Raw genomic sequence first — 13,622 nt, 5'->3', positions numbered from 1 at the left:
TACAGCAATCCGCAGCCGTCATACGTATCGGGGAACACCCTGAATCTGCCCTGAACACCAGCTGAAAGCCCTGAATCGGCATCCCCGACAGGGCACAATGGAAGCATGAAGTCCTTAGCCAAACCGCGATACACGCAGGAACAGTACGACCAGGCCAGCGCGGTCTACATGCGCTGGTGCTACGTGCAGGCCCTGCGCGAAGGCCGTCCCGCACCATCACGACCGGCCAGACTGCCGTTGCTGCGGCCAACGTACGGACGTGCGGTTGCGGGCGTGGCCAAAGCCGTCAGCATGCATCTGGGCGTGTCCGTCCATCTGGTCCGCTTCATCTTCATCATCACCTCCTTCTTCTTCGGCTCCGGACTCATCGCCTACATCTTCCTGTGGATCACCATTCCCACAGGTGATCCGGTACAGCAGGCATACGCCATCGCAGGCAGCCAGCCCGTAGGCAACGCGCCGTTGTCACGCGGCAATGCGCCGTATGGCGAATCCGTCGCACACGGCTTCATGGGCAATGGGGCAGGCACGCAAAACGTCGGCACGCAATCGGCAAAAACCGGCGCGATGGCAAACGAAACGCCATCGGAAGACGGACGGCAATCGTCCGAAAGCCTGGAACAGATGCTCCGGCAGGCGCCGAAACCCGCACTGTTGGCCATGGCGGGACTCGCCGCGTTGGGTCTGTGCGCGGTGATGACGGCGACCGGTCTCGAAGGCATGCTGATTCTGCCGGTACTGCTCGGCGTGGTCGGCATCGGCGTGTCCTGGCTTCGTTTCAACGCGAAGGAAGGCCAGTTGTGGACGATGCTCGCCGGCATTGCGATCATTTTCGCCGCATATGCGCTGTACATCGCCACGCATGTCCGCACGATGCCGTCCGCACGGCATGCCACGCTCACCATGCTGGTCGCCGGCCTGGCGATGCTTGTCGGCGTGCTGCTGGCGATCGTGCCATGGATCGTGGCGATGATCCGGGATTTGGGCACGGAGCGCGCGCTGAAGGAGCGCGAGGAGGAGCGCGCCGACATGACCGCCCACCTGCACGACGGCGTGCTGCAGACGCTGGCGCTGATCCAGTTGCATGCCGATGACCAGCAGACCGTGTTTTCACTGGCGAGGCAGCAGGAACGCGAGTTGCGTGAATGGCTATATCAGGAGCGCACCACGTCGGATCGTTCCGTCAACGCCGGTTTGAAGCAGATCGCAGCGCATGTGGAGGACACGCATGGCAAGCCGATCGAGGTGGTGACGGTGGGTGACGCGCGGCCGAGCGCGCAGACCGACGCGTTGTTGGATGCCACGCAGCAGGCACTCGTCAACGCCGTGACGCATGGCGGCGAACCGGTGTCCGTCTACTGCGAGGCCGGCGACAAGCTGGTGGAGGTGTTCGTACGCGACCATGGCGACGGCTTCGACGTCGACGCCATTCCAGCGAATCGCCTGGGCATCCGCGAGTCCATCATCGGACGTATCAAGCGCCGCGGCGGTACAGTGGAGATTGTGTCGAGGCCCGGCTGGGGCACGGAGGTGCGCATGCACATGCCGATTTCAGGAGCGGCGGAGGATGCGGACAGCGCTACGACCACCACAGCGGACGGCGATACGGGCGTGCAATCGGCGCAATGAACACGGCACATGCAGCAGGTGCGGCAATGAATCAATCGAACCAAGGAGCAGGAATGAGCGAGCGGGAACAGCGCATCAGAATCGCCGTCGTGGACGACCATGAGATGTTCCGCGCGGGCGTGATCGCCACGTTGCAGCCGTATTTCGACGTGGTCGGACAGGCGGCCGACGTGGAGGGGTCAGTGGCGATGATCGCGCAGACCAAACCGGACGTGGTGCTGCTGGACGTGCATGTGCCGGGCGGCGAGAACGGCGGTGGCGCCGAAATCCTCACGAAATCGCGCGCATACTCCCCCGATACCGTCTTCCTCGCGCTGTCCGTGTCGGATTCTCCGCAGGATGTCGGTTCCGTGATCCGCGCCGGTGCGCAGGGATATGTGACGAAAACTATTTCCGGCGACGACCTGGTGTCCTCCATCAAGCAGGTGCATGAGGGCTACGCCGTGTTCTCGCCGAAATTGGCGGGATTCGTGCTGTCCGCCTTCCAGAACGGCCCGAGCGCGAACGGCGCGTTCGGCGGCCCGATCCACGATGACGAGCTGGACCGGCTGTCCAACCGCGAGCAGGAGGTCATGCGGCTGATCGCGCGCGGCTACACGTACAAGGAGGTGGCTTCGGAACTGTTCATCTCCATCAAGACCGTGGAGACCCATATGAGCTCGGTGCTGCGCAAACTGCAGCTGTCGAACCGTTCCGAGCTCACCCGTTGGGCCGCGGACCGTCGGATCGTGTGACGTTCCGCGCATCATCCCGCGTCGCGGAAAGCCTCACATAGCCGGAATGATGCATGGTGAAACGCATCTGGTCTGCGATGTACATGTCGATCGCCCGTTCGAAAGGATACCCGTCCGCCGCATAGGCGATTCTGTGGATGCGCATCAGAGGCGTTCCAGGATCGATGTCCAGTAGCTCGTTCTCATGCTCGTCACCCACCACGGATTCCAGCGTCTCATCCACGGTGCACGGCCGGATGCCGTATTCACGTTCGAACATGGTGTAGAACGGCGCGGTCAGGTCGCGCGTCAGGAATTGCGGGAACAGATACGCGGGCAGATGTGTTTTTTCCAAGGAAAGCGGCCGATCCTCGATATAGCGCAGACGGATGATGTCGTATATCATGGGGTGCTCGCCGGGCAGCCTCAGCAAGCGCACGTCCGATGGCGAAGCGGGTGCGATCACCGCCCGCAGCACTTTCGAAGAGACGCGCATCCCCTGCCTTCGCGCGATTGTCGGCAGCGATTCCACGGTGTTGATATTGCGTTCCAACCGGCCGTCGGAGACGACGGTGCCGCCCGCACGGCCGATTTTGCGAATGACCTCGTGGCTGGATTCCAGGACCGCGAGCGCGGTGCGCAGATCAGACCTGCTGACGCCAAGGCTTTTGGCAAGCGCGCGTTCCGATCCGAGCCGCTCCCCTGGCTGGAGTTCCTGCTCGCGGATGAGGACGCGGATAAGGTGAACCAACCCGTTCGCCGCTGTTGCCGTGCGATCCGTGTCAATGTGGTCCGCCATGTCCACGCCCTTTCGTCGGTTGGTTTCCTGTAGTTCTACAACTTCAATGTTTCCAGCGTCTTCGTGAATCCGTCCATGAACCAGTCCACGTCGGATTCGCTGAAGACCAGCGGCGGACGCAGTTTGAGGATGTTGCCGTAGCGTCCACACACCGAGGTGAGGATGTGGTTGTCCCTCAGGGTTTCGAGGATGTCGAGCGCGGCCTTCTGGTCGGGATTCTTGGTTCCGGGTTTGACGATTTCGCAGCCGATGTACAGGCCTGCGCCACGGACGTCGCCGATGCAGGGGTGCTCCGGCATGAGGGAGGTGACGGCGTCCTTGAAGATCTTGCCGACTTTCTTGGCGTTGCCCATGGTGTCCTCGTCGCGCATGACGTCGAGCACGGCCTGTGCTGCGGCCATGCAGACCGGGTTGCCGCCGAAGGTGTTGAAGTATGGGATGGAGCCGGCGAACGGTTCCAGCACTTCATGACGGGCCGCCATCAGGGAGGTCGGTAGGCCGTTGGCCATCGGCTTGCCGGAGGTGACCAGGTCAGGCACGATGCCTTGGCGTCCGAATCCCCAGAATGCATCGCCGGTGCGGGTGAAGCCAGGCTGCACCTCATCGGCGATCCACACGCCGCCAAGCTCGTGGACGGTGTCGATGACCGGTTTCAGGTAGCCGACCGGATCCGGGTACACGCCGTCGGACGAGAAGATGGAGTCGGCCAGCAGGGCCGCGAACTTGATGCCGTGGCGTTCCATGTCGGTCACGGCCTTCCGCACCTCGCCGGCCATCCAGTTGCCGAATTCCTCGGCGGTGCATTCGGAGGCGGGCTTGCCGTCGATCTCGAGACGGTAGGTGTCCGGCGTTGGAATCATGCGCATCGTCAGTCCCAAGGTCTGCGCGGTGCCGAGCGCTGGAGACAGCTTGGAGGTCAGCGCGGAATTGCCGTGGTAGGCCTCATGCGTCACAATCACACCTTCGCCGCCGGTGTAGGTCTGTGCCACGCGGACGGCCAGATCATTGGCTTCGGAGCCGGTGCATTGGAACATGATGCGGTCGAGCTCGTCCGGCATAGTGGAAAGGATATCCTCCGCGTAATGCAGGATGTTCTCGTGCAGGTAGCGGGTGTGAGTGTTGAGCATCGATGCCTGCTTGGACAAGGCTTCGACCACGCGCGGATGGCAATGCCCAACGGAGGCCACGTTGTTGTACACGTCGAGGTATTCCTCGCCATCCGCATCCCACAGATGGGAGCCGACGCCCTTCACCAGGTGGACCGGATTGCGGTAGAACAGACGGTATGCGGGGCCGAGCACGTTGCGCTCCTCGGTCAGTTTGCGGGTCTCCGGATCAAGCGCGGCCGCCATTTCCGGGCGGAAACTGTTGGTGTCCATGATGGTCGATCGGGTTGCCATGATTCCTTCTTTCGTTGGCTCCTTGACGTTACCCAAACGGTAGCGCGGCTTTGTTGAGCGCCTCGATACAGTAGAGAAACAAACCATTTCCATTGTTTTTTGTCGATTTGGTTGACCATTTGAGATGTCTTCATCGACGTTTACATCGACGAAAAAAGCGCCGGGGCGCATCCCACCTGCAACGATGGGATGTGCCCCGGCGCTTTCCGTATGCGGCTATAACGCCTAGTCTTCAGTTCTGTACTCCGCCTTGCCTCCGGATGCCGCGAACTCCTCTTCGGGGGACAGCACCAGGTGCTTGCGGCCGTAGACCGCGAAGAAGATGGTGGCGAGGATGTAGATGGCCACCATGGCGTAGACGGCCAACCGGTAGTCGGGATTGAGCAGCACGGCCACGAAGATGCAGAAGGCCAGCAGGCCGGCGATCACCGCGCCCGGCACACCGAAGCGGCTGACGAAAGGCCTTTCGATGTCCGGCATCTTCTTCTTGAGCAATACGTAGGAGACCATCTGCAGCAGATAGGCCAGCACGGCGCCCCAGACGGCGATGTTCAGCACCACGGAGCCTGCGCCGGAACCGCCGTAGGCGATGATGAACAGGGCCGCGAAACCGATGAAGGCGCCCACGATCAGTCCCCAGTACGGCGTCTTCTTCTTGCCGGTCAGCGACAGGAACGCCGGATAGTAGCCAGCGCGGGACAGCGAATACAGGTTGCGCCCGTAGGCGAACATGATGCCTTGGATGGAGGCCAGCAGGCCGATGAGCGCGAAGGCGGACAGCACCGCGGCGAGATTGCCCGGCAGAATCGCACGGTAGCCGTCAAGCAGCGGTTCATCGGAGCCGGCGAGCGCCTTGGAGCCGACCACGGCCGGGTTCAGGAACACGATGATCAGCGCGGACAGACCAAGCGTGAAGATGCACAGGCGGGAGGACTTGGGAATGTTCCTCTCCGGGTCGCGCACCTCCTCGGCGGCCAACGGCAGCTGCTCGATGCCGAGAAACAGCCACATCGCGAACGGCATGGCGTAGAAGATGGCGCCCGGACCGAACGGCAGGAACGCGGAGTTGCCGTCCGTCGCGGGAATGTTCAGCAACGTGGAGAAATCGGCTTTGCCGGCGATGAAGGTGCCGATGCCGAACATGGCCACGATGGTGAGCGCCGCGATCGAAACCACTTCGGCGAAGCGGAACGAGGTTTCGGCGCCGAGCCAATTGACCACGACGAAAATCGCGTACAGGGCAAGCCACCAGACCCATCGCAGACCATGGTCGTCAAGCGAGTAGCCAGTCAGATCGGACAGGATGGCGTCGGCGTACGCCGATGAGAAGTAGACGATGGTGGCCGCCGTCATCACATATTCGATGGTTTCGGCCAGACCGGTGAAGAAGCCGCCCCACGGCCCCATGGCGGCACGCGCGAACGAGTATGCACCACCGGTGTGCGGCATGGCCGACGCCATTTCGCTGATGGAGTTCAGCATGAGCACATACATGAGATAGACCACGATGGCCGCGATGAGCATGCCTGCCCATCCGGCTTGGGCTATGCCTCCGTTCCATCCGGAGAAGTCTCCGGAGACCACGGCCGAGATGCCGATGGCCCAGAGGCCGAACGCCCCCGCAGTGCGTTTGAGCTGTCGCTTTTTGAAGTAGTCCTTGTCGGTCGCGACGTAGGTAACGCTGCCTATGGAGCCGCTTGAAACGGTTGATGCCGTCATGGTGATCGCCTTCCTCTCTTGTCATTCGGCGAATGATGCCATTGATTCCTCATTCATGTTGTGTTGTGGTTGGTTGTTCAGTTATGAAGTCGATACGCGCCTCACGATGGCGTCAGTGCAGCAGCCAAAGCGGATCGTCGAGATACCTTTTGGCGCACATCACGCTGCCGGGAGCCTGCTGCGCGGCCAGACCGTCGGGAAGCGCGTCCTCGCGGTGGCTTGTGGTCCAGCCAAGCATCTGCAGACGTCGGATCATGGACAATGCCGACATGATGTGCAGCTGCTCGTCGGTGAACGCTCCGGCCACGCTTTGGTATCCTTTGACCCAGGCCTTGGCCAGGTCGGGCGCGTACGGCTCGTGTTCGATGAAGCTCAACGACGAGGCGTAGTCGTAGAGGTACCAGCTGTAGCCAGCGTCGTCGAAATCGATGATGGTCAGCTTGCCGTCGTCGCCGCGGATGACATTCGACGGCCTCAGATCGGCGTGGATCAGCCCCCATGTCTCGGTGGTGCGCGGCACCTTCATCACCACGTCCATCGCCTTCCATAGGGCCGTCTCGCACAGATGCCGTTCCTCGTCGCTCAGATCGGCGTTCTCCCAACGTCCCCAACGCGGCGCGGGACCGACCATGTTCGACAGATCCCAGTTGAAGCGGGTGAAGCCGTACGGCTTGGTCCATGTTCTGGACTGCTCATGGAATTTCGCGGCCCATTCGCCGATGGTCTCGTAGTATGGCGCCGGATTGTCGAGGTCCTCCAGCACGGTACCCTCCACGAATTTGGTGGAGATGACGGTCCAGCCGATGCCGTTCAAATCGTTGATCTTCGTCACGAACGTGCCACGGATGGTCGGCACGGGGTTGATCAGGCTGATGCCGTCGATGTCATGCAGGGCGTTGAGCCAGCTGATCTCCGACGCGACCGCTTCCGGACCGCCCACATACCCCGGTTGGGAGACGCGCACCACGCCTTGCGGCTCGCCGTCGAGCAGCAGCAGGAACGTGGCGTTCTCCGATACCGTGATGAGGTTGAGCTGGGCGCGGGAGTGGTCGATGCCCCAAGCGGCACACACGCCTTGGAACAGCCAGAACGGTGCCGGGCATCCTTTCGTCAGACCGCTGAAGGTGTCAAGACTGACCCCCTGCGAAGTGTCATCGAGCAGGCTAGTGATCTGCTGTGTCATGATGGCCTCGATTCATGCTGGGGTTCCTGGGATTCGGATATACATCCGTTGCGATACCCAAGATTGTGCCGGAATCGAGCGTTACAATCGCCACCGCACTGTTACGCGACAGTAAAGAAACGGCTTGAGAACATTAATGGCGCGTTACCGAACATCCCGTTGCGCGACCGTAAGGCAGGCATGAAAAAGGGCTTATCGGTATGAAACCGATAAGCCCCACACGGCGGACAGAGCGAGATTCGAACTCGCGGAAGGTTGCCCTTCAACGGTTTTCAAGACCGTCTCTTTAGACCGCTCAGACATCTGTCCTTAGTACTTTGCACGCGAAGCCGAAACCATATCGAAACCACGTGTACGGAACGTCAATATATCACAGCGATAAGAAAAGCGGCGTGGCACAGGTGCCGACGCCGCTTTTCACGGATTCACATCGGATGCCGGACATGGCCGGTGCGTAGCGCAAGCGTAACGCACCGCGCACAGACCTGGCGAAGCCTGATGAAATCAGGCCTCCCATTTAGTGGGCTCGATGACTTCCTTGCCGCCCATGTACGGACGCATGGCCTTCGGAATCTCGATGGAGCCGTCCTTGTGCTGGTGATTCTCAAGGATGGCGACCAGCCAACGGGTGGTGGCCAGCGTGCCGTTCAGCGTGGAGACGGCGCGGGTGCTGCCGTCCTCCATGCGTTCGCGGATGTTCAGGCGACGAGCCTGGTATTCGGTGCAGTTGGAGGTGGAGGTCAGCTCACGGTAGCGGCCCTGGGTCGGCACCCAAGCCTCACAATCGAATTTACGGGCGGCGGAGGAGCCCAGATCGCCGGCGGCGGTATCGATGATGCGGTACGGCACCTCGACCTTGCCGAGCATCTCCTGCTCCATGGCCAGCAGGTGCTCGTGCTCCTTGTAGGAGTCCTCCTGCTTAGCGTAGACGAACATCTCAACCTTATCGAACTGGTGCACGCGGATGATGCCGGAGGTGTCCTTGCCCGCGGCGCCGGCCTCGCGGCGGTAGCAGGAGCTCCAGCCGCAGTAGCGCAGCGGGCCGTTCTCAAGGTTCAGGATCTCGTTCTCGTGCATGCCGGCGAGCGCCACTTCGGAGGTGCCGACCAGATACTGGTCGTCGGGCTCGCGCAGGCGGTAGATCTCGTCCGCATGGGAGTTGAGGAAGCCGGTGCCGCGCATCACTTCCGGACGCACCAGCGTCGGGGTGATGGCCAGCGTGAAGCCGTGCTCCTCGGCCTGATCGACGGCCATGGTCAGCATGGCGATCTGCATACGGGCCACCTGGCCGCGCAGGAAGTAGAAGCGGGAGCCGCCGACCTTCACGCCGCGCTCCATATCGATGCCGGCGACGCCACGGCCGAGAGTCAGATGATCCTTCGGCTCGAAGCCTTCGGCCGCAAAGTCGCGGATCTGGCCGACCTTCTTGACGACGACGTAATCATCCTCGCCGCCTTCCGGAGCCTCCGGCTCGACGATGTTGGACAGCTTCCACATGGCGGTGGTGTATTCTTCGGCTGCAGCATCGGCGGCGGCCTTGTATTCGGAGACCTTCTGAGACAGCTCCTTGGTGGCGGCGATCAGCTTGGCCTTCTCGTCCGCGGGGGCGGCGGCGACCTTCTTGCCGATCTCCTTCTGCCGCGCGCGAGCGGCTTCAAATTCCTTCAGAGAGGAGCGGCGAACCTCGTCGGAGCGCAGCACCTCGTCGACAAGTTCGACCGATTCGCCACGCTTACGCTGGGATTCCTTGACAACGTCAGCATGTTCACGAATGAATTGAATATCAAGCATGGTTCTCAGCCTAGTGCCGAAAGCAGACACCGACGCAACCGTTCTCATTTTTAGACGCGTGCGCGGGAATCGTCGAAATTCGGCATGTCAAATTCGCCTTTTTCGAAGGCCCAGTAGACAATAGGTATATGCCTATGCCACTTATCGTTCTCATCATCGCCGTCGCCGTGATCGCCGTAGGCACGGCCGCGTTCTTCGGATACCGGGCCTACAAGCACCGCTCGCTCGCCGAGAAACTCGACAAACGCGACGACGACCAAGTGCATTACGCGTTCATCGTCAATCCTTCCAAGCCGCAGGCGAAACAGCGCAAGGAGCACATCAGGGAATTCTGCGAGGCGAAGCATCTCACCCAGGTGGAGTTCATCGAGACCCAGCTCGACAAGGACGGACGCGCCTGCGCTTTGGAGGCCTTGGACCATGGCGCCGACGTCGTGGTGGCGGTCGGTGGGGACGGCACGGTGCGCACCGTGGCAAGCGCGCTGTCCGGAACGGGGCACGCATTGGGCATCGTGCCGATCGGCACCGGCAATCTGTTCGCTCGGAATATGGGCATTCCCGTGGACGACATCGACGCGGCGCTTACCGTGGCGACCTCGCACGGCTCGCGTCAGGTGGATGTGGGCCGCCTCACCCTGCTGGACGACAAGACCACCGACCATGGCCACGCGTTCCTTATCATCGCGGGTATCGGCTTCGACGCGGTGATGATCGAGGACACCGATCCGGAATTGAAGAAGAACATCAGCTGGCTGGCCTATTTCGTGTCGGGTGCGAAGAACCTGTTCGCGCCGAAATACAAGGGCGACGTCACCATCACCAAGGCCGACGGCAGCACGCATACCACGCATGGGCTCGTCTTCCGCACATTCATGGCGGGCAATTGCGGGCAGATCCCCGTGTTCTCGCTGATGCCCGACGCCTCGTACGATGACGGCCTGCTCGATTACGAGGTCATCGACACCTCCGGCGGTCTCCTCGGCTGGTGCAATCTGTTCGGCGACGTGCTGCACCAGACCATCACCGGCAAGGCCCAGCAGAGCCCGCTGTCCACGAATTCCACCGTCGACCAGATGCAGGGCGTCAGCGCGGAAATCAAATTGGAGAAGCCGGTCCTGGCGCAAGTGGACGGCGACATGCTCCCCGAAACGAAGCACATCCGCTTCACTGTGGAGCGCAAGGCACTGACCGTACGCGTGCCGGAGACGCCCGCGGAGCCGAGCGCGCTGGAACGCGTCGCCGAGCAGCGGTAGCCGCTGCCGGAATCGCACGTAGGATACTTATTATTTAATCGCGCGCGATTCACGGAACGTCCATCACAATATCCGTCGTTTTGAAAATAGAAATATACGAGTAATTGTGCGAATCATGCATATCCGTGCAATCGCATGACACGGTTATTTCGATTGCGGCTCCCCGGCCTTCTCCGCGACGCGTGACACATGCAACGCGAGATAGGCGGTTTCCGATTCCGTAAGGCCGACGTTCAATCTCATCTGCACCACCATCGCAAGCTGCTTCGCGCACTGGTACGCGCGCGGATACGAAGTTTTGATGGAATCGATGATTGGCTGCGGCTCGTCGTCGAGCTGCTTGTGCTGGTGGATGCGTACGAACAGGTAGCGCAGATGCGTGATGAACCGCGCCACATTGACGCCATCCTGCTCAAGTTTGATATCGTATGTGCTTTCGATGACGGCGATCATCTGCTGGATGACGCCGGTCATGGCGTACGTGGCGGACATGTCGCCGCCTGAGAATCCCGCATTGACTAGGTGTAATGCGAACGCCACCGCTTCGCTGCGGGGCAGGGCTCCGCCCAGATAGGTGTTCATCGCGTCGACCAGCGCCAGGCCTTTGGCGTATTCGTCGGGATAGAGCGATCTCACTTCCGCTTCAAGCGGATATTCGATGGATTGTTTTTTCTGCGCGCGTTGGATCGCGCCGCAGAGATGGTCGGCGAGCGCCATGACCAGGGATGGCTTGTCGTCGGCCTGTTCTTTCAGCCCCGTCCGGTTCATGGCGTCCGTGACGAGTCTGATGATTTCGGGAGGAATCCCGGCCACCTGTTGAGCCATGTGGTCGGGATCCTTACCGTCGACGGGGACGAATCGACGGACGATCTTCGCGTCATCCACGTGCTGGCCGGGCTTGGCTTGGAAGCCGATGCCACGGCCCGTGAGGATCACCTCGCGGTTGCCATCCCTGGCCAGCACGACATTGTTGTTGAACACGCGAAGAACGTCCACGTCGACCCCTTTTCGCCTCTGTGTGATAGTTAGCGCTGGATGTCGATCACCTCATCCCCTGCCTTGACGTCGATGCCGGTCTTCGGCGTGACGGAGGCGAGGGCGGCGGTGTTGAGCACCGTCATCAGCGTGGTGGTGCTGTATCCAGCTTCCTTCACTTTAGCAAAGTCGACGGAAACCAGCGGATCTCCCGCATTCACGCGATCATTGGCCTTGACCTTGACGGCAAAGCCCTCGCCGTTCATCTTCACGGTGTCGATGCCGACGTGCACGAGCACCTCCACGCCATCATCGGTTTTGATGCCGAAGGCGTGGCCGGTTTCGGCGACGGTCTGCAGCACACCGGAGACCGGGGCCACGACCTCGCTGTCGGTCGGCTGGATGCCGACGCCCTCGCCGAGCGCGCGGGAGGCGAACACCGGATCGCCGGTTTCGTCCAGAGCGATCACATGGCCGGCGACCGGCGCGTTCACCACGGTGGTGGAGGTGGCGGTCGGAGCAGTGGTTTCGGTCTTGGTTTCGATCTTGGTCGCGGTGGCGACGGCGACCGGAGCGGCGGCCTTCTGATCGGCGGCGGCGCGGGCCAGGACTTCAGCCTTCTGTTCCGGGGTGCGGTAATCGAAGGTGATGATCAGGAGGAAGGAGGTGATGAAGGAGACCGCGATGGACACCGCGTACACCCACATCTGGTTGAAGACCGGGATGGTCAGCAGCGAGGTGAAGGCGAAGGCGGTGGTGGTCACGCCGTGCACGGTCTGGCCGGCGGCGGTGACGGACGGGAAGAGCCAGCCGAGGACGGCGATGACGACGCCGCCGAGGCCGCAGCCCACGAGCATGCGCTTGTAGACCAGCTTGTAACGCAGATGGATGCCGTACAGGGACGGTTCGGAAACACCACCGAGCAGGCCGGCGGCAAGCGCGCCGAGAGCGGTCTGGCGCATGTCCTTGTCCTTGTCACGCACGGCGAGGAAGAGCACACCGGCGGTGGCGCCGAAGCAGGCGAAGTTCCACACACCCATCGGGCCCTGGATGAAGTCGTAGCCGAGAGTCTGGATGTTCATCAGCATCAGGGCGTTGAGCGGCCAATGCAGGCCGAGCGGCACCAGGAACGGATACAGCAGCGGAATGATGATGGCGAAGATGAACGGAGCATGGGTGTTCATCCAAGCCAGGCCGACGCCGAGGCCGTTGCCGACCCACACGCCGATCGGGCCGATGATGAAGGCGGTCAGAGCGCCGACGATGATCATGCAGAAGAACGGCACGAACACCAGCTGGACACTTTCAGGGATAATCTTCTTCAGTCCATGGTAGACGAGGGCAAGCACGGCAGCCATAAGCAGCGGCACAAACACATTGCCGGAGTAGTCGCTCAATGACATCGGCAGACCGAAGATGCTGGCCGTGCAGGACTTGGTGCCCAAAGCGGCGTTCTCCACGCACGAGGTGGTCTTGGCATCCATCAGACCAGTGAACTGCGGGGTCATGAGGATGGCCATGATAGCGCCGCCCAGCCACGGATCGACCTTGAGCTTCTTGGAGGCGTTATAGGCGACCATGATCGGCAGGAAGTAGAACACGCCCTTCCAGATGGCCTTCACGAACACCCAGCCCGCGGAGGCCTCGTCATTCGGGATGACGTTCAGCGAGATGAGCAGGTTGACCAAGGCGATGATAATGGAGGCGCCAAGCAGCACACCCAGAATCGGGCGGAAGGAATCGGCAAGATACTCGAAGAAGGAGTCCAGCCAAGCCACCTTGCCCCGAGCCTTGGAACGAGCTTCAGCCTTGACATCAGCATTGCTCTTCTGAGCATCGTCGGACGCGGAGGCACCGCCAACGTTGGCCATTTCGGGCAGATGCATGATGTTTTCGTACACAGTAGCAACACCGCCACCGATGACGACCTGGAAGCGGTCACCGCTCTGCGGAACCGCGCCAAGCACGCCCTTCATATGTTCGAGGGCGTTCTGGTCCACCTTGGACGCATCCGCCAATTCGAAACGCAGTCGGGTGGCGCAATGCGTCAAACTGCGAACGTTTTCAGGACCACCGATTGCAGTGATGATCTGCGATGCAAGTGAGTCAGCCATCCTGATTCCTTTCTTTTCCTTTCAACCGTCCCGATCATGCAATCCT

The 13,622-nt window shown here is 61.4% G+C and carries 10 protein-coding genes and 1 tRNA gene; 3 read left to right on the top strand and 8 right to left on the bottom strand.

Annotation, left to right across the window (positions count from 1 at the left end; translation table 11 throughout):
• Positions 1-105 precede the first annotated feature (105 nt).
• Positions 106-1,629 carry an ATP-binding protein gene (locus tag OU26_RS01845; RefSeq protein ID WP_033498813.1) on the top strand — a complete coding sequence of 508 codons (1,524 nt, stop codon included), beginning with the start codon at positions 106-108 and terminating at the stop codon, positions 1,627-1,629.
• 53 nt (positions 1,630-1,682) lie between these two features.
• A complete protein-coding gene (locus OU26_RS01840; RefSeq protein WP_026646471.1) occupies positions 1,683-2,363 on the top strand; it encodes a LuxR C-terminal-related transcriptional regulator in 681 nt (226 codons plus the stop codon).
• Here the strand turns inward: OU26_RS01840 and OU26_RS01835 are convergent.
• The 6 genes from OU26_RS01835 to serS form a co-directional block, all read right to left on the bottom strand.
• Complete coding sequence (locus tag OU26_RS01835; RefSeq protein ID WP_026646472.1) at positions 2,329-3,141, bottom strand: GntR family transcriptional regulator; 813 nt, start codon at positions 3,139-3,141, stop codon at positions 2,329-2,331. The two genes, OU26_RS01840 and OU26_RS01835, sit on opposite strands and share 35 nt — an antisense overlap.
• A gap of 35 nt (positions 3,142-3,176) precedes the next feature.
• A complete protein-coding gene (locus OU26_RS01830; protein ID WP_026646473.1) occupies positions 3,177-4,541 on the bottom strand; it encodes an aspartate aminotransferase family protein in 1,365 nt (454 codons plus the stop codon).
• A 225-nt stretch (positions 4,542-4,766) separates the two neighbouring features.
• A complete protein-coding gene (locus OU26_RS01825; protein ID WP_026646474.1) occupies positions 4,767-6,260 on the bottom strand; it encodes an amino acid permease in 1,494 nt (497 codons plus the stop codon).
• 112 nt (positions 6,261-6,372) lie between these two features.
• Positions 6,373-7,443, bottom strand: a complete 1,071-nt coding sequence (locus OU26_RS01820; protein WP_026646475.1) for a phosphotransferase enzyme family protein — start codon at positions 7,441-7,443, stop codon at positions 6,373-6,375.
• A gap of 224 nt (positions 7,444-7,667) precedes the next feature.
• A tRNA-Ser gene (locus OU26_RS01815) sits at positions 7,668-7,752 on the bottom strand.
• A 195-nt stretch (positions 7,753-7,947) separates the two neighbouring features.
• Complete coding sequence (gene serS / locus OU26_RS01810) at positions 7,948-9,234, bottom strand: serine--tRNA ligase (RefSeq protein WP_026646476.1); 1,287 nt, start codon at positions 9,232-9,234, stop codon at positions 7,948-7,950.
• A 128-nt stretch (positions 9,235-9,362) separates the two neighbouring features.
• On the opposite strand from serS, the gene OU26_RS01805 reads away from it, so the two are divergent.
• Entirely contained in the window at positions 9,363-10,487 is a 1,125-nt protein-coding gene (locus tag OU26_RS01805) for a diacylglycerol/lipid kinase family protein (RefSeq protein ID WP_026646477.1), read from the top strand.
• A 144-nt stretch (positions 10,488-10,631) separates the two neighbouring features.
• Here OU26_RS01805 and OU26_RS01800 read toward each other — a convergent pair whose 3' ends face one another.
• Together OU26_RS01800 and OU26_RS01795 are read right to left on the bottom strand one after the other, a co-directional pair.
• Entirely contained in the window at positions 10,632-11,483 is an 852-nt protein-coding gene (locus OU26_RS01800) for a PRD domain-containing protein (RefSeq protein ID WP_026646478.1), read from the bottom strand.
• Between the two features lie 29 nt (positions 11,484-11,512).
• Positions 11,513-13,576 (bottom strand): glucose PTS transporter subunit IIA, encoded by a 2,064-nt coding sequence (locus tag OU26_RS01795; protein ID WP_026646479.1) that lies wholly within the window; start codon positions 13,574-13,576, stop codon positions 11,513-11,515.
• Positions 13,577-13,622 lie beyond the last annotated feature (46 nt).

It is taken from the genome of Bifidobacterium ruminantium DSM 6489 (assembly GCF_000770925.1).
GTDB classification, from domain to species: Bacteria; Actinomycetota; Actinomycetes; order Actinomycetales; family Bifidobacteriaceae; genus Bifidobacterium; species Bifidobacterium ruminantium.
Note: the sequence above shows the minus strand (reverse complement) of the source record. Positions and strands in the feature narration are given on the sequence as shown.

Excerpts from the sequence above, each read along its gene's own strand:
- OU26_RS01845 (WP_033498813.1), top strand. The coding sequence starts at position 106 with ATGAAGTCCTTAGCCAAACCGCGATACACGCAGGAACAGTACGACCAG.
- OU26_RS01840 (WP_026646471.1), top strand. The coding sequence starts at position 1,683 with ATGAGCGAGCGGGAACAGCGCATCAGAATCGCCGTCGTGGACGACCAT.
- OU26_RS01835 (WP_026646472.1), bottom strand. The coding sequence starts at position 3,141 with ATGGCGGACCACATTGACACGGATCGCACGGCAACAGCGGCGAACGGG.
- OU26_RS01830 (WP_026646473.1), bottom strand. The coding sequence starts at position 4,541 with ATGGCAACCCGATCGACCATCATGGACACCAACAGTTTCCGCCCGGAA.
- OU26_RS01825 (WP_026646474.1), bottom strand. The coding sequence starts at position 6,260 with ATGACGGCATCAACCGTTTCAAGCGGCTCCATAGGCAGCGTTACCTAC.
- OU26_RS01820 (WP_026646475.1), bottom strand. The coding sequence starts at position 7,443 with ATGACACAGCAGATCACTAGCCTGCTCGATGACACTTCGCAGGGGGTC.
- serS (WP_026646476.1), bottom strand. The coding sequence starts at position 9,234 with ATGCTTGATATTCAATTCATTCGTGAACATGCTGACGTTGTCAAGGAA.
- OU26_RS01805 (WP_026646477.1), top strand. The coding sequence starts at position 9,363 with ATGCCTATGCCACTTATCGTTCTCATCATCGCCGTCGCCGTGATCGCC.
- OU26_RS01795 (WP_026646479.1), bottom strand. The coding sequence starts at position 13,576 with ATGGCTGACTCACTTGCATCGCAGATCATCACTGCAATCGGTGGTCCT.